This is a genomic window from Paraburkholderia ferrariae NBRC 106233 (genome assembly GCF_000685035.1).
Taxonomy (GTDB): domain Bacteria; phylum Pseudomonadota; class Gammaproteobacteria; order Burkholderiales; family Burkholderiaceae; genus Paraburkholderia; species Paraburkholderia ferrariae.
On the sequence record NZ_BAYB01000029.1, the window covers coordinates 14,253 to 35,040 of the forward strand.

The window sequence follows — 20,788 nt, forward strand, 5'->3', positions numbered from 1 at the left end:
GCGCGATTACTCCGGCTTGATCGTCACCGAAGCTTCGCTCGTGAGCAGCATGAACGTGAAGCTCTCCTGCAGATACAGGCGCACGCTCTTGTCGTCGTGGCTCAGATAGCCAATCGAAAGGTCCTGCCCCAGGTGGAACGCGAAGTCGCCGCCGCGCGTGCTGAGGATGCTGCCGCCCACGATCGCCGGTGCCCAGATGATCTCGCCGTTCACGAGGCGGCGCAGATGTTCGAGAATCGGGTAGCCCTGGTCGCTCGCTTCGCTCACGGCCGTATAGGCGTCGGAGCCGAGCAGCACCGTGTACGGGCCGTCCACGCCTTGCAGGCGCAGTTCTTCGAGCGCCTTCGCGATCACGGCGGGGTAGTCGGCGATGTCGGCCGGCAGCGGCAGCACGGGGTTCGAGCTGCCCTGGCGGATGCCGGTGATCTGCGCGGCCGTGTAGCCGTCGAAGATCGCGCGGTCTTCCGCGAAGGCAAGGCGCGTGGCCGCGTCCTTGGCCGGCTGCCAGTCGGAGTCTTCCGCGCCGCGCTCGACGTCGTCGATGGCGTCGCGCGAGAGTTCGAACGGCACGCGCAGTTCGACCAGCGCCTTCACTTCGCGCTGGCGCGCGCGGATGCCGTCGAGCGGCGCCTCGATGCCGTTCTGGTGGCCGGTGCCCACGCCGGCGAGATCGGCGCCGCCGGGGCCGCTTACGTCGATCACGCGGCGGCCTGCGAGCGAGCGCTTGAAGGTGCGCGCCACTTCTTCTTCGATTTGCGACCAGGCCGCCGTGGAGATGGGCGCCAGTTCGCGATGGAGGTTATTCATACCGGGGGGCTCCTTTGAGAGATCCAATGGCGAGCGAGCCGTCGCCGGACAGCGCCGGGACGACGGGTTCGGATTCGTTGGCGGCGCTTGCCGCGCTGCTCGCGGCATGCGCGGCGCCGGGGTCGCGTTCGGCCAGGGCTTCGAGCAGCGGCTCGGACGGCACGAAGAAGAGCGTGCCCGTCACGGCGCGGCTGAAGTCCAGCAGGCGGTCGTAGTTGCCGGGCGGATTGCCGACGAACATGTTTTCGAGCATCTGCTCGATGGGCTGCGGCGAGCGCGCGTAGCCGATGAAGAAGGTGCCGAATTCGCCCTGGCCGGGGCGGCCGAAGGGCATGTTGTCGCGCAGGATCTTGATCTCGTCGCCATCGGCGTCTTCGAGCGTCGTGAGCGAGCTGTGCGACCAGCTCGGCTTCACGCCTTCCTCGAGTTCGATGTCGGACAGCTTGGTGCGCCCGATGATGTGCTCCTGCGCTTCCACCGGCAGCGCGTTCCAGCCTTTCATGTCGTGCAGGTACTTTTGCACGAGCACGTAGCTGCCGCCCGCGAAGTCGGGGTCGGCGTCGCCGATCACCGTGAAGTGCACGGCTTCGTTGCCCACCGGGTTTTCCGTGCCGTCGACGAAGCCGATCATGGCGCGCATGTCGAAGTTGCGGAAGCCGTGCACTTCGTCCACGGTCGTGACCGCGCCGTCGAGGCGCTTCATGAGCTGCGAGGCGAGCTCGAAGCACAGGTCGGTCTGGTCCGCGCGGATATGCAGGAGGATGTCGCCGGGCGTGGCCACCGCGATGCGCTCGCCGGTGCCGAACTCGCGGAACGGATGCAGCTCGGCCGGGCGCGGTTCGCCGAAGAGCTTGTCCCAGGCGTCGGAGGCAAAGCCCACCACGCAGCTGAGGTTGCCCGTGGGCACGCGCTTGCCGACGGCGCGCTCGAGGTTGGCGACGTCGGCGCACCAGGCGCGTACGGTGGCGCGGCTCGCGGCGTCGTCGTTGACCGTCAGCACGATGAAGAACGCGCTCTTCGTGACGGAGGTGGAGACGGCCTGGGATTCGGGCGGGGCGGAAGACGGCGTCATGGTCTGAAGTTTGGCTGGACGTGGGTGTGGCAAAAGCGTGGCAAAAGCCTGCGAAAATATGGTCAAAGCCATGGTCAAAGCGCGCGGCGCGTGCCGGACCGGGTCCGGCCGCAGAAGCCTCGCAACCTCGCGAGCACATAGTTTAGCTAACTGGGGCAATCCGCGTTTGCAGGTGGAGCGGGCCTCGTGCGAGGATAACCGGCATGTCAGGACCGGGACACACCGGAAGGAGACACATGATGTGGGATCACACCGAGCATGAAGGCTTCGAGGTCTGGGTGCTGCCGATTCCCGCGTTCGGGCCGCGCTCGCCGGAACCGCTGTTCCACTACAGCGGCTATATCTGCCGGCACGGCGCCGACGCCCATCTGGCCGGACAGAGCATCCGCTTTCACGACATGATGCGCAACTATACCGGCGCCGACGCTGCGCTCGACGCTGCCTACGCCGACGCCCGCAGGCGCATCGACCACTTTCACGCGAGCGGCGGCTGGGCCTGATGTACGGCTGGGAGCACCGCCCGCGGCCGGGTTCGCAACGCGGGTGGGCAACCCCGCTGTGAAACCTCGCTGTGAAACCTGGGCGGCAAGCTGGCCGGCAAGCTGGCGAGCCGCGCGATGCTGCACTGCGGCGAATCGCGCTGGCTTCGCCCGGCCGCGCCCTCAGTGGCGCGCGCCCGAGGTGATGAGCGTGACCGGCCGCCCGTCGCAGCCCACCGCGCCCGGCACGTGCAGCACGCGCCACGGCGCGGGCTGCACGTGCGGCGCGAGGTCCGGCTCGACGCCGTCTTCGTCGGGATAGCTCACGAGCACGTTGAACGGCCAGGACGCGCGGCGCAGCCGCTCGTGGATCAGCGAGCCGGTCCAGATCGGCACCGTGGCGCCGCCGCCTTCGGGCCGCAGCGCGTAGCCCGTGGGCCAGAAGCGCAGTACGTCGCGCCTGCCGTCCGGGTGCCGGGGATCGGCCAGCGCCGGCGCGCGCGAGAAGATGAGCGGCGAGGGCAAGCCGTTGTTCAGCTTGGGCAACAGCGGCAGCGTCATCACGTCCACGTGCGGTGCGACCAGCGCGAGCACGTTGCGCAGCGAGAACTGCGCGCCCTCGCTCCAGCCCGCGTCGCGCAGTGCGGCGCGCAGGTCGTCGGGGCTGCCGGCCCATTGCAGCGTCATCGGTTCGCGGCGCTCGCCTTTCATGTCGAAGCGGTAGCACGCGAAATCGCGCCACAGCGTGTCGCTCCATTCCATCTGCGACACCACGACGGCGGGCGCCTCGGCGGGCCCCACGCTCGGCGGCACCTCGCCCGGTTGCAGAAAAAGCGCCGCGGCGAGCACGGCCAGCACGATGGGCGGCATGAAGTTGCGCTGCGGCGGCCGCTGCGGGTAGCGCCACAGCGACAGCAGCACGATGGCCGCCACCCAGATCGACGCGAGCGCGGCCCCGCCAATCGCATCGGAGAACAGGAAGCGGTCGAAATAGAGCCCTGCGAAGGTCACGGCCACGATGATGCCGTTGCCGAGCGCGGCCACGAGCGCCGCTTCGAGCATGCTGGCACGGCGCACCAGCAGGAACATCAGGAAGCCATAGACGATCACCATGGACGAGACGCGGTCGCTCGGGAACACGTAGGCGTCCACGCTCTGTCTCGCGAACGGCGCGTGATGGACGGCGAGGCGGATCGCGAGGATCACGATCTGCGAGAACGCCGCCGCGATCATCCAGTAGGCGATGGTGCGCCAGCGCCGCTCGAAGAACATCCAGACCGTCACCGTGAGGATGATGGCGGCGAGCGTGACGTTGCTGCCGAGCGTGGCCACGCGCGCGAAGACGGCGTCGGCCCATACGGCATGGATCGAATGCATGAACTGGCGCACGGACTGGTCCACCTGGACGAGCGGGTCGCCGTGCAGCACGTTGTCGAGCACGTACGAAAACACGGCGGCGCCCACCGGGACGAGCCCCGTGACCACGATGAGGGCGCCGAGCGCGGGTTGCCTCGGGTCGAGCGCGCGCGCGAGCCGCCGCGCCGCCGCGCCTTCGTGCTGCGCGGCCCAGCGTGCGACGCTGCGGCGCGAGGCGCTCGCCCAGGCATCGACGTGCAGCAGCAGGATGCGCACGAACCGCCAGATGAGCCAGACCGCGAGCGCGAGGATCAGGACGATCACGACGAGGCGGAACGACACGGCGCCCGCGATCTGCAGCGAGGCGCCGAACACCACGCCCGGCAGGATGTGCGCGGGCGCCCAGACGAGCGCCGAAATGACGTTCATCGCGAGGAAGCGCATGGGCGCCATGCCCGCCATGCCGGCGACGATGGGGACGACGGCGCGCAGCGGCGCGATGAAGCGCGCGAGGATCACGCTGCGCGTGCCGTGCTTGCGGAAGTACGCCTGGGCCTTTTCGAGGATGGCCGGATAGTGCGAGAACGGCCACATCTGGGCGAGCGAGTCGCGGTGGCGATGGCCGACCCAGAAGCTCAGGGCGTCGCCGGCCACGGCGCCCGCGATCGCGGTGAGGAAAAGCCAGCCGAGGTTCAGCGCGCCGGTGCCCGCGAATGCCCCCGCGATGAACATGGCCGTGCTGCCCGGAATGAACGTGCCGACGAGCGCGAGCGACTCCAGGAACGCGGCGACGAAGACGAATGCCAACGTCCACCCCGCGTGCGCGGCGAGCAGGTGCATCAGGTGGGCGTAGGCGTGCTCCATCGACGTGGCGGACTGGGTGGCGGGCAGTGGCGCGATGCCCTGCGCGGGGCGCGGGCGATGCGCGTAGTGCGCAATATACCCGGGCGCCGCGCCGGGCGGGCAGCTGAGTGACGGATCACGGGGAATCAGCGCGGGATCACGCCAGGCCCCGGCGCCCGATCAAGCGCACCTTGCGTGCCGCGCCATCAGATCACGCCTTTGCCTTTGAGCTCCGCGAGCGCCGCTTCCGAAATCCCGAGCACCGATTGCAGAACCTCGCGCGTGCCCTCGCCCAGTTGCGGCGGCGCGCGCCGCACGGGCATGCGCTCGCCGTCGAAACGCCAGGGCGGCGCGAGCACGGGCGTCGTGCCGCTGGCGGTGTGCGGATGCGGCTGCTCGGTGACGAGGGCCGCGTCCGTGGCGCGTTTCGAAAGCAGCGCCTCGCGCAAGCCCGCTACCTCGCCGCACGGAATGCCGGCGCGCGCGAGCCGTTCGAGCAGCAGCGCGCGCGGCCGGCTGCCCAGCTCGCGCGTGAGCTCGGGCACCAGCACCGCGCGGTTCTGCGAACGCTGGATATTGGTCTTGAAGCGCGCGTCGTCGGCCAGGTCGGGGCGCTCGATCACCTCGCGGCAGAAGCGCTCGAACTGGCTGTTGTTGCCCACGGTAATGACGAGCGGGCCGTCCGCGGCATCGAACACGCCATAAGGCACGATGGACGGATGCGCGTTGCCGTAGCGCGGCGGATCCTCGCCCATCACGAGCGCTTCGAGCCCGTAGTAGGCCGTAATCATCAGGCCGCAGTCGAACAGCGCCATTTCGATGTGGCGCCCGCGGCCGGTGCGCTCGCGCTCGAAGAGCGCGGCGAGCATGGCCTGCGCCGAGTACATGCCCGTGAACAGATCGACGGCCGCCACGCCGAACTTGAGCGGCGCCTGGTCCGCTTCGCCGTTGAGCGCCATCAGGCCCGCTTCGCCCTGCACGACGAGGTCGTAGCCGGGGCGCGCGGCTTCGGGGCCGGTGCGGTCGTAGCCCGAGATCGAGCAATAGACGAGGCGCGGGTTGTCGCGGCTCAGTTGCGCGTAGCCGAGGCCCAGCTTCTCCGCGCCGCCGAACTTGAAGTTCTGGATCACCACGTCGCAGGTTCCGGCGAGGTCCTGCGCGATGCGCTGGCCCTCGGGCGTCTGCAGGTCGAGCGTGATCGAGCGCTTGTTGCGGTTCACGCTGTTGAAGTACGCCGTTTCGGTTTCGCCGATGCGCAGGCCCCAGTCGCGCGTGTCGTCGCCGCGGCCCGGATGCTCGACCTTGATGACCTCGGCACCCAGGTCGCCGAGCACCATCCCGCTCCACGGCCCCGCGAGAATGCGGGAAAGGTCGAGCACGCGCACGCCGGCGAGCGGCAGGGTCCTGTCTTCGGTTTGCATCGGGAAAGGGTCCTCGTTCATGGGCGGGCGTGGGGCCCGCCGGGTTTCTGCATCGGCGCGCATCGGGGCTTTGTGCGGGCCGCTTCACGTCCCGTCGCGCGCGCCCTCGGGCTGCGGCGAGACCGGGCGGCCGAGCGCGATGTAGCGCGCGAGATGATGATCCTCGTCGCCCAGTTGATGATCGATCATCACGAGACGCTTGGCGTAGTGCGAGAGCGGCAGCTCCCACGTCATGCCGATGCCGCCGTGCAGCTGGATCGACTCTTCGGCCACGCGCGCGCCGATGCGTCCAATCGTGTACTTCGCCGCGGAGAGCGCGCGCTCGCGTTCGTGGCGCGGCGCGTCGATGGCCGCCGCCGCGTTGATGACCGCCGAGCGGGCCTGCTCGATTTCGAGCAGCAGGTCGGCCATGCGGTGCTGGAGCGCCTGGAAGCTGCCGATGGGCACGCCGAACTGCTTGCGCGTGCGCAGGTAGTCGAGCGTGTTGTCGCGCGCCACCTCCATCGCGCCCACGGCTTCCGCGGCGAGCGCGAGCAGGCCGTAGCCCGTGGCGTGTTCGAGCGTGGCGAAGCCGCTGCCTTCGGCGCCGACCAGCGCATCGGCGCCCACCTGCACGTCGTTCAGCGCGACTTCGGCCGCGCGTCCGCCGTCGATCTTCCGGTAGCCGCGCACGCCGACGCCCGCGGCATTGCGCGGCACGAGGAAGAGCGAGATGCCGGCTTCGTCGAACGCATCGCCGCGCTCGCCGGATTTGCCGGACGCGGTGCGTGCGGACACAAGCAGCAGATCGGCGTGCTCCGCGTGCTGCACGACGCCTTTCGCACCGTTGAGCACCCAGCCGCCGCCGTGCTTCGCGGCCCGCGTGGTCACGCGCGAGGCTTCGTAGTGCGAGCCCGGCTCGTCGTGCGCGAACGCCGCGATCTGCGAGCCGTCGATGAGCGAGGCGATGTGCGCCTGCTGCGCCTCGTTGCCCGCGTGCGCCAGCGCGCGGCCGACGATCAGCGTATCGAGAAACGGCTCGACCACGAGCCCGCGCCCAAGCGATTCGAACACCACCGACACGTCGAAGCCCGCGCCGCCGAAGCCGCCCTGCGCTTCGGGAAAGAGCGCGCCGATTACGCCGAGTTCGGCGAAACGGCGCCACATGTCCGCACTAAAGCCCTCTGCGGAGCGCGCGATTGTATCGCGCGTGGCGAAGCCGTACTGCTCGGCGACGAAGCGGTTCAGCGTATCCGCGAGCATCCGGCGGTCTTCGGTGTGCTGGAAATTCATGACCGGACCTCTTAAAGACCGAGCATCATCTTGGCGATGATGTTCTTCTGGATTTCGTTGGAGCCGCCGAAAATCGACAGCTTGCGGTTGTTGAAGTACTGCGCGGCGGCGCTCGCGGCTTCGTCCGGGCCGATGGCTTCGCCCGCGTAGCCTTCTTCGAGCGCTGCTTCGACGAACGGGGCCGCGTAGGGTCCCATCGCGCGGCGCAGGAGCGACGAGATCTCCTGGCGGATCTCGGTGCCGCGAATCTTGAGCATCGAGCTTTCCGCGCCCGGCACGCCGCCGCCCGCCACCGCCGCGATCACGCGCAGGTTCGTGGTCTTCATGTTCTCCAGGTCGATCTCGACCTTCGCCAGCCGCGCCGCGAACTGCGGATCGTCGGCGAGCGGCTTGCCGTTGCGCGTGACGTTCTGCGCGGCGCGCTTCAGGCGTGCCATCGCGGCCACCGAAAAGCCCACGCCCGCAATGTTGGTGCGCTCGTAGGTGAGCAGATACTTCGCGTAGGTCCAGCCCTTGTTCTCTTCGCCCACGAGGTTCGCCGCCGGCACGCGCACGTCGGTGAAGAACACTTCGTTCACCTCATGTTCGCCGTCGAGCGTGACGATGGGATGCACCTCGATGCCCGGCGTGTTCATGTCGATCAGGAGGAAGCTGATGCCCTCCTGCTTGCGCACGTCGGTGGCGGTGCGCACGAGGCAGAAGATCATGTTCGCGTAGTGGCCGAGCGTGGTCCACGTCTTCTGGCCGTTCACGACGTAATGATCGCCGTCGCGCACGGCGCTCGTGCGTACCGAGGCGAGGTCGGAGCCGGCGCCCGGCTCCGAATAGCCCTGGCACCACCAGTCGGCGCCGCTCAGGATGCGCGGCAGCCAGTAGCGCTTTTGCGCTTCGCTGCCATACCTGATCAGCACGGGGCCGAGCATGTTCACGCCGAACGGGACGATACGCGGGGCACCGGCAATCGCGCATTCGTTCTCGAAGATGAACTTCTGCACCGCGTTCCAGCCGGGGCCGCCGTACTCCTTCGGCCAGTGGTTCGCGAGCCAGCCCTTCTCGTTGAGGATCGCGTGCCACGCGGCCATGTCGTCGCGCGTGAGGTGCCTGCCGTTGTGCACTTTGTCGGCGATGCGCTGCGGCAGGCGCTCGCGCAGGAAGTCCAGCACTTCGGTGCGGAAGGCTTCCTCTTGCGCCGTGAATTTCAGGTCCATGCTTGTTTCACTCCGTCGAGAGCATGCGCTCAGGCTGATTCGTTCAGGCTCGCAAAGGTGGCGCCGCGCTCCACCAGCTCCACGAGGAGCGGCGAGGGGCGCCAGAACAGCGGGTCTTCCTTCGCGAATTCGCGAATATCCGCGAGCACGTTGGCGAGGCCCACCGTGTCCGCATACTTCATCGGGCCGCCGCGGTAGCGCGGGAAGCCGTAGCCGTAGAGGAAGGTCACATCCACATCCAGCGGGCGCAGCGCGATCTTTTCGTGCACGACGTTCGCGCCTTCGTTGATCATCGCGGCCATGTAGCGGCGCAGGATTTCCTCGTCGGTGAAGCTGCGCGGTGCGATGCCCGCGCGCGCGCGCTCGGCGGCGATGATCGCTTCCACTTCGGGGTCCGGCGTGCCGGTGCGCGCGCCTTCGGGGTAGAGATAGAAGCCGCGGCCCGTTTTCTGGCCGAACCAGCCGCGCTCGCAGATGCGGTCGGCAATCTGCACGTAGCGCGCCTTCGGGTCGCGCGTGGCGGCGCGGCGCTTGCGCGTGGCCCAGCCGATATCGCCGCCCGCGAGATCGACCACCTGGTACGGGCCCATCGGATAGCCGAACTCGCGCACGGCCTTGTCGATCTGGTAGGGCGAGGCGCCGTCTTCCATCATGTGGTCGGCGGCCGTGCGATACACGGCGAGAATGCGGTTGCCGATGAAGCCGTCGCACACGCCCGCGCGCACCGGCACCTTGCGCAGCTTCTTCGCGAGTTCGAAGGCGGTGGCCACCACGTCGGCCGAAACCTGCTTCGGCACCACGACTTCCAGCAGCTTCATGATGTTGGCGGGCGAGAAGAAGTGCAGGCCCACCACGTCCTGGGGACGCGAGATGCTGGCGGCAATGGCGTCGATGTCGAGATACGACGTGTTGGTGGCGAGCACGGCGCCCGGCTTGCACACGCGGTCGAGTTCGGCGAACACGGCCTTTTTCACGTCGAGGTCTTCGAACACGGCTTCGATGACGAGATCGGCGTTCGCGAGCGCATCGTAAGCCGTGCTGCCGGAGAAGCGCGCGAGCACTTTGGCTTTCGCTTCGGGCGTCATGCGGCCCTTCGCGATGAGCCCGTCATAGACCTTCTCGACGTGCGCGCGGCCGCGCGCGAGCGACGCATCGTCGCGTTCGATCATCGTGACCGGCAGGCCCGCGTCGAGCACCGCCACGGCAATGCCGGCGCCCATCGTGCCGCCGCCCACCACGCCCACGCTTTCGATGGGGCGCGGCGCCGCGCTGCGGGTTTCCGGCGCCTTCTGGACTTCGCGCCCGGCGAAGAACGCGTGCACGAGGCCCGCGCGCTGCGGGCTTTCGAGGCAGGCGAGGAACTGCTTGCGCTCGAAGCGCAGGCCTTCGTCGAACGGCTCGTCCAGCGCGGCCTGCACGCAATCGACGATTTTCAGCGGCGAGAACAGGCCGCGCGACTTCTTCGCGGTGTCGGCGCGCGCGGCGTCGATGGCGGCTTGCGCGGCTTCGCGGTTCGCGAGGCCCTGCGCGTCGCGCGTGCGGCGCACGGGCGCATGCCCGGCCAGTAGGGCCTGCGCGTAGGCGAGGCCTTCGGCGAGCACGTCGTCGCTCGTGCCCACGCGGTCCACGAGGCCCAGCTTCAGCGCTTCTTCGGCGCCCGCGTGGCGGCCGCTTAGCATCAGCGAGAGCGCGGCTTCGGCGCCGATCAGGCGCGGCGTGCGCTGCGTGCCGCCGGCGCCGGGCAGCAGGCCCAGTTGCACTTCGGGCAGGCCGAGCTTCGCGCCCGCCACGGCAAGCCGGTAGTGCGAGGCCAGCGCCACTTCCAGGCCGCCGCCCAGCGCCGCCCCGTGGATCGCAGCGATCACGGGCTTGCGGCAGGCTTCGATGCGGTTGCAGACGTCGGGCAGCGCGGGCGGCTGCGGCGGCTTGCCGAACTCGCGGATATCGGCGCCCGCAATGAAGTTGCGACCCGCGCCGACGATCAGCACGGCCTGCACGGCGTCGTTCGATTCGGCGTAGTCGATGGCGGCGGCGAGGCCGCGGCGCACCTCGACCCCGAGCGCGTTGACGGGCGGGTTGTCGACCGTGACCAGCAGCACCTTGCCGCGCAGTTCGTGGGAGACCGGCTGGGCGATCGGGTGGGAAGCGGGGGAAGAAACGGTGTCGGATGCCATTGCCTTGTCTCCAGAGAGGAATTCGGGCGGCGCGTGCACGGAGCGCCGATTATCGGATGTTCGTTCGATTGTGGGCTCGTCAGGCTTTATTGACAATCGCATAGCCAGTTGACAGACTGTCAAAATATCTTTGACAGTGGACCGATTGTGGACGTCAATGCCTTGACCTTGCTGGTGGAGATCCTCGACGCGGGCAACCTGAGCGAGGCCGCCCGGCGCCTGAAGATGAGCCGGGCGAATGTCAGCTACCACCTCAACCACCTCGAAAAGTCGATCGGGCTGCAGCTCGTGAGGCGCACCACGCGCCGTGTGGAACCCACCGAGATCGGCCTGAAGCTCTACGAGCACGGGCGCGCGATACAGAATGCGCTCTTTGCGGCGCGCGAGTCCGTTTCGACGCTCGGCCAGAGCCTCCAGGGGCGGGTGCGGCTATCGGTGCCGAGCGGCTATGGGCAGCTCGTGATGTCCGACTGGCTGATCGAATTCAAGCGGCGCTACCCCGGCATCGTGCTCGACGTGATGTTCGAAAACCGCGTGGAAGACCTGCTGCGCGACGAAGTCGATATCGCGGTGCGCGTGATGTCGGAGCCGCCGCAAAATCTCGTCGCGCGCGACATGGGGCCGGTGAAATACGTGGCGTGCGCTTCGGCGCAGTGGGCAAGCGAGCACGGCATGCCGCAGCGGCTGGAGGATCTCGCTACCGCTCCCGTCATTACTGCGGCCGTGGTGGGCCGGCAGTTGCGCCTCGCGGGCTATCTCGGCGCGGAGCGTCACGAGGTGCTGCTGGAACCGTCGATTATTTCGGAGAACTTTCTTTTTTTGCGCCAGTCGATCCTGGCCGGGCTCGGCGTGGGCATCGTGCCCGACTACGTGGTGCACGACGACCTGCGCCACGGCGAAGTCGTGACGTCGCTCGACGCGTGGCGGCTCAGCATCTTCGGCACTCACATGTACATGCTCTACATGCCGAATCGCCATCACACGCGGGCAGCGTCCACGTTCATCGAGTTCGTGCTGGGCGAAGCGCGCAAGACCGGGCGCGGTGCGGCGGCTGCGTGACGCCTGGTCGCGCCGGATGCTCAGGTGTCCGGTGCATCCTCGGCATGCGTGCCTGCCTGAGCCTCGTCGGGTTCCTCGCAGGCGCCCGTCATGGGCGGCCGCCCGCGCGTGGCGGGCGTGAGCGGCACGCGTTGCTGGATGCCCGCTTTCGCGAGCATGTGCGCGCTGATCGGCGCGGTGAGAAAGAGGAAGGCGGGAATCAGCAGCTCGTGCAGGCTCGCGAAGTTATTGTGCACGCTGAAATAGACGACCGAGGCGAGCACCACGCCGCCCACGCCGAGCGTGGTCGATTTGGTCGGTCCGTGCAGGCGCATGAAGAAGTCGGGCAGGCGCACCAGTCCAATTGCGCCCACCAGCATGAAAAGGCTGCCGAGCAGCAGCAGCACGCTCACGATGGCTTCGATGACGGTTTGCATCAGGCGCCCCCGTCAGTTCAGTTCGATGATGTCGCCGCGCTGCAGGTACTTCGTCAGCGCAACGGTGCCGATAAAGCCCATCACCGCGATCAGCAGCGCGGTTTCGAAGAAGAGCGTCGAGCGCAGGCTGATGCCGTACACGACGATCAGCGCGATGGCGTTGATGTTGAGCGTGTCGAGCGCGACGATGCGGTCGGGCAGCGAAGGCCCGCGCACGAGGCGTACGAGCGTGAGCAGGAAGGCAAGGCCCAGTATCGCGAGCGAGACCGGAATGGCGATGGCTAGCATGCGAAGATCTCCATCAGCGGGGCTTCGTAACGGGACTTGATCTGCGCGACGAGCGCGGCTTCGTCGTCGAGATCGAGCACGTGCACGATAAGGCGCGTGCGGTCGTCGGAGAGTTCGGCGCAGAGCGTGCCGGGCGAGAGCGACACGATGCTGATGAGCGCCGTGAGCGCGATTTCGTGGGTGCTGTCGAGCGGCACTTCGATGAAGGCGGGGCGCAGCTTGTCCGTGCGGCCCAGCACGAGCAGGGCCACTTCCACGTTCGCGACCACGATATCGACGAGCACGTGCAGCGCGAGGCGCGCGAGCAGCCACGGCCGTCCGAAGCGCACGGGCCGCATCCACAGGCCCGCGCCGATCATGAACGAGATCGCGCAGCCCAGCACCGCGCCGAGCAGGAGGTTGCCGGGCGAAACGTCGTTCATCAGCAGCAGCCAGCAGACGAACAGAATCATGCTGAGCCAGGGATGGGGGAAGAGCCGTTTGAGCATGGTCAGCTCCCGTTGCCGGGTGATCCTGCCGGCGAGGCCGCCGGCAGGATCGCGTGCACGTAGGCGGCGCGGTCGAGCAGTTGCGCGGCGGTGGCGTCGAGATAGTGCTTGAGGCCGCCCGCGCCGAGCGTGGCGGCCACCACGCAGGCGAGCAGCAGCGTGCAGGCGGCGAGTTTCGCGGGGGTGCCGCGCGGCGCCGTGTGCGGCGCGGCGGCATAGGATTGCGAGGCCGGGATGGCCCAGAAGATGCGCGTGCCGGTGCGGCTCAGCGCCACGATCAACAGGAGGCTGGAGAGCAGCACGGCGGGCCACAGCACGGCCGCTTGCGCGATGGGCGTGGCGGCCAGCACCATCGCCTTGCCGAGAAAACCGGAGAGCGGCGGCAGGCCCGCCGCGCCCACGGCGGCGGCCAGATAGAGGAGGGCCGCGGGTGTGGTGGGCCACGGCGATCGGGTGCGCCCGTCCTGCGCGGAAGCCTCCGTGCCGCTGTCGTTGGGGTTATCGCCATCGGCGACAGGCGAGATCGCAGGTGCCGTGGTGTCGTCGAGTGCCGTGTGCGAAGCCAGTTCGTTGGCCGTGGATTCCCGCGCTTCCGGCTCCAGCGTGTCGGCCAGCAGGAAGAGCGCCGCGGAACACAGCGTGGTGCTGATGAGGTAGTACAGCAGCCCGCTCCATGCCGCCGCGCTTTGCATCGTGACCGCCGCGATCAGCAGCCCCACCGAGACCAGCACCAGATAGGCCGTGGTGGTCTTGAGGCTCGACACGGCGAGCGCGCCCAGCGCACCGAAGACAATGGTGGCGATGGCGAGCCACCACGCCCAGTCGTGCATGAACGCATCGAGCAGGCCGCCCGAGCCCGCCTGAAGTGCGCCGCCGAAGACGAGCGCGTCGCAGCGAAGCATCGCGTAGACGCCCACCTTCGTCATGATCGCAAAGAGCGCGGCCACCGGCCCGATGGCGCTGCGGTAGGCCTGCGGCAACCAGAACGAGAGCGGAAACACCGCGGCTTTCAGGCCGAAAACGAGCATGAGCATGGCGCCCGCGAATTGCGCGAGCGGCAGCGAGGCGGCGTCCAGATGCGCGAGGCGCTCGCCCACGTCGGCCATGTTGAGCGTGCCTGTCACGCCGTACAGCACGCCGAGCGCGATCAGGAAGAACGACGAACCCACCAGGTTCAGCAGCAGGTAATGCAGTCCGTTGCGCACGCGCCGCTCGCCCCCGCCGTGCAGCAGCAGCGCATAGGAAGCAATCAGTAGCAGTTCGAAGAATACGAACAGGTTGAAGAGATCGCCCGCGAGGAACGCGCCGTTCAGGCCCATCAACTCGAACTGGAACAGTGCGCGGAAATAGCGGCCGCGCCGTGCGTCGGCGCTCGAGGTGCCGAGCAGGCAGCAGCACGCGAGCACGGCGGTGAGCAGCAGCATGAGCGCGCCCAGCCGGTCGAGTTGCAGCACGATGCCGAAGGGCGCGGGCCACGCGCCCAGCGCGTAGGTGGCGATTTCCCCCGTGGCGGCGCGCGCCGCGAGCGCGATCGCGACGGGCACGAGCGCGATCGTGGCGATCACGTTGAGCGTGCGCTGCAGACGCTTCGCGCGCGGCGGCAGCGCGACGATGGCGCCCGCGGCGAAAAGCGGGATCAGGATGGGCAGGATGAGGCCGTGGTTCATTCGGCGGGGACCTCCCGGCCGTCCACGTGATCGCTGCCGGTAAGCGCGAGCGAGCGCAGCGCCAGCACGACGGTGAAGGCCGTCATGGCGAAGCCGATCACGATGGCCGTGAGCACGAGCGCCTGCGGCACCGGGTCGGCGTACTGGGCGCCGGCGGCGATCACGGGCGGCTTGCCCGGCGAGAGCCGGCCCATGCCCAGCAGGAACAGGTTCACGGCATACGAGAAGAGCGTGATCCCGAGGATCACGGGCAGCACGCGCGCGCACAGCAGCAGGTAGAGGCCGCACGCGCAGAGCACGCCGATCGTCACGGCAAAAGCGGCTTCCATCAGCTTTTCTCCACGGATTGCAGGTCTTTGTCGCGCGTGCCGAGGTGCGAAACGATCGTGAGCGTCGTGCCCACCACGGCGCAGAGCACGCCCAGATCGAACAGCATGGCCGTGCTCAGTTCGATTTCGCCGATGAGCGGCACGTGCAGGTGCCCGAATGCGCTCGTGAGGAACGGCTGGCCGAAAGCGAGGCTGCCGAGCCCGGTGGCCGCGGCCACGAGAATGCCGATGCCGGCGAGCGCACGGTAGTTGATGCGGATGCGCGATTCGGCCCACAGCACGCCGCTCGCCACGTATTGCAGCAGCAGCGCGACCGAGACGATGAGCGAGGCAATGAAGCCGCCGCCGGGCAGATTGTGGCCGCGCAGGAAAACGAACACGGCGATGAGCGCGGTGAGCGGCAGCATGAGGCGGGCGAGCAGCGAGAGCAGCAGCGGATGCGACTGCGACGACCACGGCAAGCCGCCTGGCCCGGTGGCGGGCGGGGGCAGCCTCAGGCCGCGCAGGAGCGCCTTGACGGCGAGGCCCGCCACCACGAGCACGCTGATCTCGACCATGGTGTCGAAGCCGCGGAAGTCCACGAGGATCACGTTCACGACGTTATGGCCGCCGCTGCCCGGCAGCGCATGCGCGAGGAAGAACGGCGCGATGCCTTGCGCCGCGGGCCGCGTCATCACCGCATAGGCCAGCACGCCCAGCAGCGTGCCGCCCGCAATCGCGAGCACGCCGTTGCGCACGCGCGCCGGTACGGTTTCGATCACGCGCTGCTCGTCGGGCAGGAAGTAGATGGCGAGCACGAGCAGCAGGATGGTGACCACTTCCACCGAGATCTGCGTGAGTGCGAGATCGGGTGCGGAAAAGCGCGCGAAGGCCAGCGTCACGAGCAGCCCGCAGGTGCTCAGCATGACGAGCGCAAAGAGCGTGTGGGTGCGCACGCGCACGACGGCGAGCGCAAGGAGCGCGGTGAGCGCGAGCCCGATCAGCGTGACGGGATCGAGCGGCGTGCGCGCGAGCGTGCCGCCGAGCGGCCCGAATGCGAGGAGCGCCGAGCCGGGCACCACGATCATCGCGGCCACCATCCACGAAAGGTATGTGGGCAGCGAGCCGGTCTCGAACACGCGCACGAGCGCGGCGGCCACGTGTTCGAGACGCTGCACGAAGCGGTCGAAGCCTTCGCTCGCGTTCATTTCCGAGAGCACGGAGCGGTGGCGGCGGAAGGCGTCGCGGCGGAAGAAGAACAGTAGCGCACCGGCGCCGAACGACACCGCGCTCATGATGAGCGGCAGATTGAAGCCATGCCAGATGCTGAGGCTATAGCTGGGAATCTTGCCGCCCAGCGCGAACCATGCCGCCGATTCGAGCATGCGGCCGATGGTCTGCTCGGGAAAGAGACCCACCAGCAGACAGAGCACCACGAGAATTTCCACCGGCAGGCGCATGAAACGCGGTGGCTCGTGCGGCGGATACTGCGGCAGGTCGCGCGGCGTCGTGCCGTCCCAGAAGACGCCGTAGACGAAGCGCAGCGAATACGCGACCGAAAGCCCGGCCGCCACCACGGCGAGCGCCGGAATGACCCAGTTGAAGGCGCCGAAAAGCCCTTGCGCGAGCGTTTCGCCGAAGAACATTTCCTTCGAGAGGAAGCCGTTGAGGAGCGGCACGCCCGCCATCGCCAGCGAGGCCACGCCTGCGAGCGCGGCGGTCCAAGGCAGATAGCGGCGCAGGCCGCGCAGCACGCCCAGGTCGCGCGTGCCGGTCTCGTGGTCGATGATGCCGGCGGCCATGAAGAGCGAGGCTTTGAAGACCGCGTGGTTGAACGTGTGGAAGAGCGCGGCGACGGTGGAGAGCTCGGTGTCGAGGCCGAACAGCAGCATGATGAGGCCGAGGTGGCTGATCGTCGAATATGCGAGCAGGCCCTTGAGGTCGCGCTGCACGAGCGCCATGGCGGCGCCGCCCGTGAGCGTGACGAGGCCCACGAGGCTCACGATGTAGAACCACCAGTCCGTGCCTTCGAGCACGGGGTAGAGGCGCGCGAGCAGGAACACGCCGGCCTTCACCATCGTCGCCGAATGGAGGTAGGCGGAAACGGGCGTGGGCGCCGACATGGCGTGCGGCAGCCAGAAGTGGAACGGGAACTGCGCCGACTTCGTGAAGGCCGCGAAGAGGAGCAGCAGCAGGATGGCCGGATAGAGCGGGTGCTGCTGCACCTTGCCGGCCTGCGCGAGTACGGTGGTGAGTTCGTAGCTGCCGCACACGTGGCCGAGCAGCAGCACGGCGCCGAGCAGCGCGAGGCCGCCCGCGCCCGTGATCGTGAGGGCCATGCGCGCGCCGCGCCGCGCGTCGGGCCGCGATGGCCAGAAGCCGATCAGCAGGAAGGAGACGAGGCTCGTCAATTCCCAGAAGATCACGAGCAGCAGCAGATTGTTCGCGAGCACGAGGCCGAGCATCGCGCCCATGAAGAGCAGCAGGAGCAGGTAGAGGCGCGGCAGCGACTCGCTGCCCGCCAGGTAATAGCGCGCGTAGACGAACACCAGCAGGCCGATGGCGAGCACCAGCAGCGCGAACATGAACGAAAGGCCGTCGAGGCGAAAGCTCAGCGCGAGCCCCAGTTCCGGCACCCAGTCCTGGCGCCACTGCAGCACCCCGTAGGTGGGCATGCCCACCCGCTCGCTGGCGAGGAGCCCGAGGCCGAGGAGGGCCGCCGCGAAGGCGATCCAGGTGGTGAGCGGACGGGCGAGGCGCGTCGCGAGCGCAACGAGCGCCGCGGCGGCAAACGGGAGAACGACGAGCCATCCCAACACCATGCGTAAATCTCCGGTTGATCGCCTGCGTGATTGAAGGACGGGATCGGGGCGGCACCCCGCGTGCCGGGCGCCCTAGCTCAGGATCATAGCCGGAAACGGGGCCGGAATTCATGCAAGTGGCATGAGTGGCGGCCCGGGAGACGCGTTTTTCGGACCGGTATGAGCGTTTTTGCGGGCTGCGTGGTCGCCGGTCCTGGATCGCCGGGCGGATGGGGCGCGCGAGGGGGCGCGGGAGCGAGAGCGCAGGGCGGTTTGCCGGAGTGAGCGACGTACGCGGCAGGCGCAGGGGCGACGATGTTCTGCGCGAGTCGCGGTGGATCGGCGCGAGGGGAGTGTGCGCCGTACCTGGTTAGGAGTTCGACGCGTTTGTGGACGGCAATCCGCGCGCCGCTTCAGCGTGCGCGCGGGGCCGGGTCGAGTGCAGCGGGCTTGCGCGTCACATCGACCAGACGAATGCCTCGTGGACGCGGGCGGTCTTGCCGATGTCCACGGTGCGCTGCTGCGTAGTGCCGTCGTGGTGAGCGGTCACGACGTAGCGCCCGCCGGGAATCGAAACGAGCATGAACGGGCCGCGCGCGTTGGCGTGCAGCACGGTCTTGCCGTGCATGTCGGCGATGGTCACGGGCACGTTGGCGAGATATTCGTTGCCGTTTGCCGCGGTGTGCTGCGCGAATTCGAGCGAGAGCGGGTAGCGCGGCATCGCTTCCTTGAACGCCGCCGACTGGTCGCTGCCGATGCCGCCCGAGAGATAGGCGATGTCTCCCGAGTGCTGGAGCGGCGGCAGGCGCGAGGCGCCGTCCGCGGGTGCCGTGACTGCGGCGGCGTTGTTGTCGGCCGCGAAGGCGGCCGGTGTGCCGAATACGACAGCGAGCGCGAATGCCGCGCCGATCCACGGGGTTGAGCGTGCTTTCATTTCGACCTCCATTGATGAATCGTCCGAACGTTTGCGCGGCGCGGTGTTGATGCGTCGGGCAAGCGTACGGATTGAGCGTAGGGCGGATGGCTTAAACATCGCTTAAAGCGGGCTCGAAGCTCTCGACTAGCCCTCGCGCGACCCGTTGTCGATCGGCACGTCGCGCGGGCCCGTTATGCGAGATCACAATGAGGAATGCTGGGCTTTCGCGCGCGTTCGCGACGATAGGGAATGGCGGCGATCCGCGCCGGCATGCGGCGGGCGTGCCGATCAGTTTTCCGGTTCCGTCGCCCGAGATTCGCAGTGCTGCAGGAATGCGTCCTTTTTGTCGTCGCGCTATCGTCGTGTTGTCGCCGCGTTGCCGTCGATTCGCGTGTGGCGTCTAGCCCGCGGCGTGTCGCCAGTTGCCGTGAAAGCCCGCGGGCACGCGGTGGGACAGATGCGCGAGCGCGACCGGGCCGGCGGCGAGGTCGGTGGCGTGATCACGCAGTGCGGCATCGAGGCGCCGGTTCCGGCGCCCGGGCCAAAATAAGCGGCCCGCGGCCGGCTGTTATGCTGGGGGTGTTCATCGCTCGCCCTTCGCCCATGACGACCATCCGAGCGCTCGGCGCCGCCGGCGCAGATCGCTTCAAGGCCCTGCGCCCCCTTGCCATCGACACCTCGCCCACGGCCATCTGGCCCACGCGCGCCCCTGACGCACCCCTATAGCACCCTAAGCACCCCTATAGCCGGCACGAGAGACAAGAGGAGACCGCGGCATGGAAAACCCCGCAACGCACATCGAATCGCTGAGCGCCGTGACGCTGACCGTGCGCGACGTCGCGCATGCGGAGCGCTTTTACGCGTCGCTGGGTTTCCGGCGGCGGCCGGGGCCAGTCGTGCCGGGCTTCGCGTCGTTCGCGCTGGGCGAGGCGCCCGCGTACCTGAACCTGCTCGAAGGCGGCCACGGCGAGGTGGCGGGCTGGGGCCGCGTGATTTTCTACGTCGCCGACGTGGACGCGTTCTACCGCGCGGCACTGGCGGCCGGGCACACGCCCGAATTCGCGCCGCGCGACGCGCCCTGGGGCGAGCGTTACTTCCATCTGGTCGATCCGGATGGCCATGAACTGAGCTTTGCGAAGCCGCTCGGATGAGCGCTGCGCGCTCTTCGGGCACAGCGAAAACGATGCGTCTGAAATACGAATGACACCCGCCGCGCCGATAGTGTTGGGATATCGTTGCCGTGAAGGCGATACGGATTGCCATTTGATCGACACAGGAGAGTCGCCATGAACGAAATCGACCGCGAACTGGAAGCCGAGCGGGACCGCCGCCGCCGGCTCGACGAAGAGCTGATCGACGCCTACGACGAAGAACTGGAAATGGAAGTGGACGACCACCTCCACGGGACGGGGCTCGAGATCGGCGACGACGCGCGCGCGCTGCGCCGCGTGTATTTCCGCGAGCTGATCCGCCTGCAGGGCGAGCTCGTCAAGCTGCAGGACTGGATCGTGAACACGGGCCACCGGATGGTGGTGATCTTCGAAGGCCGCGACGCGGCGGGCAAGGGCGGCGTCATCAAGCGCATCACGCAGCGCCTGAACCCGCGCATGTGCCGCGTGGCCGCGCTGCCGGCGCCGAGCAACCGCGAGCGTACGCAGTGGTATTTCCAGCGCTACGTGCAGCATCTGCCGGCGGGCGGCGAAATGGTGCTGTTCGACCGTAGCTGGTACAACCGCGCGGGCGTGGAGCGCGTGATGAACTTCTGCACCGACGACGAGTACGAGGAGTTTTTCCGCTCGGTGCCCGAGTTCGAGAAGATGCTCGTGCGGAGCGGCATCCAGATCGTCAAGTACTGGTTCTCCATCACCGACGACGAGCAGGAGGTCCGCTTCCAGAGCCGCATCGACGACCCGCTCAAGCAATGGAAGCTCTCGCCGATGGACCTCGAAAGCCGCCGCCGCTGGGAGCAGTACACGCAGGCGAAGGAAGTCATGCTGCAGCGCTCGAATATTCCCGAGGCGCCGTGGTGGGTCGTGCAGGGCGTGGACAAGAAGCGCGCGCGCCTGAATTGCATCCATCACCTGCTGACCCAGGTGCCGTATCAAGAGATCGAGCATCCGCAGGTCACGTTGCCCGCGCGCGAGCATCACCCCGACTACATCCGCCAGCCGGTGCCGGGCGAAATGGTCGTGCCGGATATCTACTGATGCGCA

At 68.3% G+C, this 20,788-nt stretch carries 19 protein-coding genes and 1 pseudogene; 6 read left to right on the forward strand and 14 right to left on the reverse strand.

What is annotated here, in order from left to right; all coding sequences use genetic code 11:
- Nucleotides 1-6: 6 nt before the first annotated feature.
- Together BFE01S_RS26910 and BFE01S_RS26915 are read right to left on the reverse strand one after the other, a co-directional pair.
- Nucleotides 7-807, reverse strand: coding sequence for a family 1 encapsulin nanocompartment shell protein (locus tag BFE01S_RS26910; RefSeq protein ID WP_028228170.1), 801 nt, complete (start codon nucleotides 805-807; stop codon nucleotides 7-9).
- Nucleotides 800-1,879, reverse strand: a complete 1,080-nt coding sequence (locus BFE01S_RS26915) for a Dyp-type peroxidase (protein ID WP_028228171.1) — start codon at nucleotides 1,877-1,879, stop codon at nucleotides 800-802. Before BFE01S_RS26915 ends, BFE01S_RS26910 begins: the two co-directional genes overlap by 8 nt.
- 236 nt (nucleotides 1,880-2,115) lie before the next feature.
- Between BFE01S_RS26915 and BFE01S_RS40325 the strand changes: the two genes are divergently transcribed.
- The gene (locus tag BFE01S_RS40325) at nucleotides 2,116-2,379 is read left to right on the forward strand and encodes a hypothetical protein (protein ID WP_156967162.1); all 264 of its coding nucleotides are present in this window, start codon (nucleotides 2,116-2,118) and stop codon (nucleotides 2,377-2,379) included.
- A 162-nt stretch (nucleotides 2,380-2,541) separates the two neighbouring features.
- On the opposite strand, the gene BFE01S_RS26925 is transcribed toward BFE01S_RS40325, so the two are convergent.
- The 5 genes from BFE01S_RS26925 to BFE01S_RS26945 all read right to left on the reverse strand — a co-directional run bounded on the left by BFE01S_RS26925 (nucleotide 2,542) and on the right by BFE01S_RS26945 (nucleotide 10,632).
- Complete coding sequence (locus tag BFE01S_RS26925) at nucleotides 2,542-4,578, reverse strand: VTT domain-containing protein (RefSeq protein WP_028228172.1); 2,037 nt, start codon at nucleotides 4,576-4,578, stop codon at nucleotides 2,542-2,544.
- Between the two features lie 185 nt (nucleotides 4,579-4,763).
- Nucleotides 4,764-5,978 carry a CaiB/BaiF CoA transferase family protein gene (locus BFE01S_RS26930; RefSeq protein WP_028228173.1) on the reverse strand — a complete coding sequence of 405 codons (1,215 nt, stop codon included), beginning with the start codon at nucleotides 5,976-5,978 and terminating at the stop codon, nucleotides 4,764-4,766.
- 84 nt (nucleotides 5,979-6,062) lie between these two features.
- A complete protein-coding gene (locus BFE01S_RS26935) occupies nucleotides 6,063-7,250 on the reverse strand; it encodes an acyl-CoA dehydrogenase family protein (protein ID WP_028228174.1) in 1,188 nt (395 codons plus the stop codon).
- An 11-nt stretch (nucleotides 7,251-7,261) separates the two neighbouring features.
- A complete protein-coding gene (locus tag BFE01S_RS26940; RefSeq protein ID WP_028228175.1) occupies nucleotides 7,262-8,458 on the reverse strand; it encodes an acyl-CoA dehydrogenase family protein in 1,197 nt (398 codons plus the stop codon).
- A 29-nt stretch (nucleotides 8,459-8,487) separates the two neighbouring features.
- On the reverse strand, nucleotides 8,488-10,632 hold the full coding sequence (locus BFE01S_RS26945) for a 3-hydroxyacyl-CoA dehydrogenase NAD-binding domain-containing protein (protein ID WP_042338687.1): 2,145 nt from the start codon (nucleotides 10,630-10,632) through the stop codon (nucleotides 8,488-8,490).
- A 147-nt stretch (nucleotides 10,633-10,779) separates the two neighbouring features.
- Here BFE01S_RS26945 and BFE01S_RS26950 point away from each other — a divergent pair, with 147 nt between their 5' ends.
- On the forward strand, nucleotides 10,780-11,691 hold the full coding sequence (locus tag BFE01S_RS26950; protein WP_028228177.1) for a LysR family transcriptional regulator: 912 nt from the start codon (nucleotides 10,780-10,782) through the stop codon (nucleotides 11,689-11,691).
- A gap of 20 nt (nucleotides 11,692-11,711) precedes the next feature.
- Here the strand turns inward: BFE01S_RS26950 and BFE01S_RS40330 are convergent, their stop codons facing one another.
- From BFE01S_RS40330 to BFE01S_RS26985, 7 genes are all read right to left on the reverse strand, one after another.
- A complete protein-coding gene (locus tag BFE01S_RS40330) occupies nucleotides 11,712-12,107 on the reverse strand; it encodes a Na+/H+ antiporter subunit G (protein WP_042338689.1) in 396 nt (131 codons plus the stop codon).
- A 12-nt stretch (nucleotides 12,108-12,119) separates the two neighbouring features.
- The gene (locus BFE01S_RS26960) at nucleotides 12,120-12,395 is read right to left on the reverse strand and encodes a K+/H+ antiporter subunit F (RefSeq protein WP_028228178.1); all 276 of its coding nucleotides are present in this window, start codon (nucleotides 12,393-12,395) and stop codon (nucleotides 12,120-12,122) included.
- Entirely contained in the window at nucleotides 12,389-12,883 is a 495-nt protein-coding gene (locus BFE01S_RS26965; RefSeq protein ID WP_028228179.1) for a Na+/H+ antiporter subunit E, read from the reverse strand. The genes BFE01S_RS26960 and BFE01S_RS26965 overlap by 7 nt, the downstream gene beginning before the upstream one ends.
- A gap of 2 nt (nucleotides 12,884-12,885) precedes the next feature.
- On the reverse strand, nucleotides 12,886-14,550 hold the full coding sequence (locus BFE01S_RS26970; protein WP_028228180.1) for a monovalent cation/H+ antiporter subunit D: 1,665 nt from the start codon (nucleotides 14,548-14,550) through the stop codon (nucleotides 12,886-12,888).
- Nucleotides 14,547-14,879, reverse strand: coding sequence for a Na+/H+ antiporter subunit C (locus BFE01S_RS26975; RefSeq protein ID WP_028228181.1), 333 nt, complete (start codon nucleotides 14,877-14,879; stop codon nucleotides 14,547-14,549). Before BFE01S_RS26975 ends, BFE01S_RS26970 begins: the two co-directional genes overlap by 4 nt.
- Nucleotides 14,879-17,680 carry a monovalent cation/H+ antiporter subunit A gene (locus BFE01S_RS26980; protein ID WP_028228182.1) on the reverse strand — a complete coding sequence of 934 codons (2,802 nt, stop codon included), beginning with the start codon at nucleotides 17,678-17,680 and terminating at the stop codon, nucleotides 14,879-14,881. Before BFE01S_RS26980 ends, BFE01S_RS26975 begins: the two co-directional genes overlap by 1 nt.
- A 436-nt stretch (nucleotides 17,681-18,116) precedes the next feature.
- Nucleotides 18,117-18,593 (reverse strand): carboxypeptidase-like regulatory domain-containing protein, encoded by a 477-nt coding sequence (locus BFE01S_RS26985; RefSeq protein ID WP_042338691.1) that lies wholly within the window; start codon nucleotides 18,591-18,593, stop codon nucleotides 18,117-18,119.
- 325 nt (nucleotides 18,594-18,918) lie between these two features.
- Between BFE01S_RS26985 and BFE01S_RS45150 the strand changes: the two genes are divergently transcribed.
- The 4 genes and pseudogenes from BFE01S_RS45150 to ppk2 all read left to right on the forward strand — a co-directional run bounded on the left by BFE01S_RS45150 (nucleotide 18,919) and on the right by ppk2 (nucleotide 20,782).
- Nucleotides 18,919-19,125 carry a hypothetical protein gene (locus BFE01S_RS45150; RefSeq protein WP_169742672.1) on the forward strand — a complete coding sequence of 69 codons (207 nt, stop codon included), beginning with the start codon at nucleotides 18,919-18,921 and terminating at the stop codon, nucleotides 19,123-19,125.
- A gap of 53 nt (nucleotides 19,126-19,178) precedes the next feature.
- Nucleotides 19,179-19,292: pseudogene (locus tag BFE01S_RS46415) on the forward strand (GNAT family N-acetyltransferase); the annotation flags it as partial.
- A 59-nt stretch (nucleotides 19,293-19,351) separates the two neighbouring features.
- Entirely contained in the window at nucleotides 19,352-19,726 is a 375-nt protein-coding gene (locus tag BFE01S_RS27000) for a VOC family protein (RefSeq protein WP_028228184.1), read from the forward strand.
- A 135-nt stretch (nucleotides 19,727-19,861) separates the two neighbouring features.
- Complete coding sequence (ppk2, locus tag BFE01S_RS27005) at nucleotides 19,862-20,782, forward strand: polyphosphate kinase 2 (RefSeq protein WP_028228185.1); 921 nt, start codon at nucleotides 19,862-19,864, stop codon at nucleotides 20,780-20,782.
- Nucleotides 20,783-20,788: the final 6 nt, after the last annotated feature.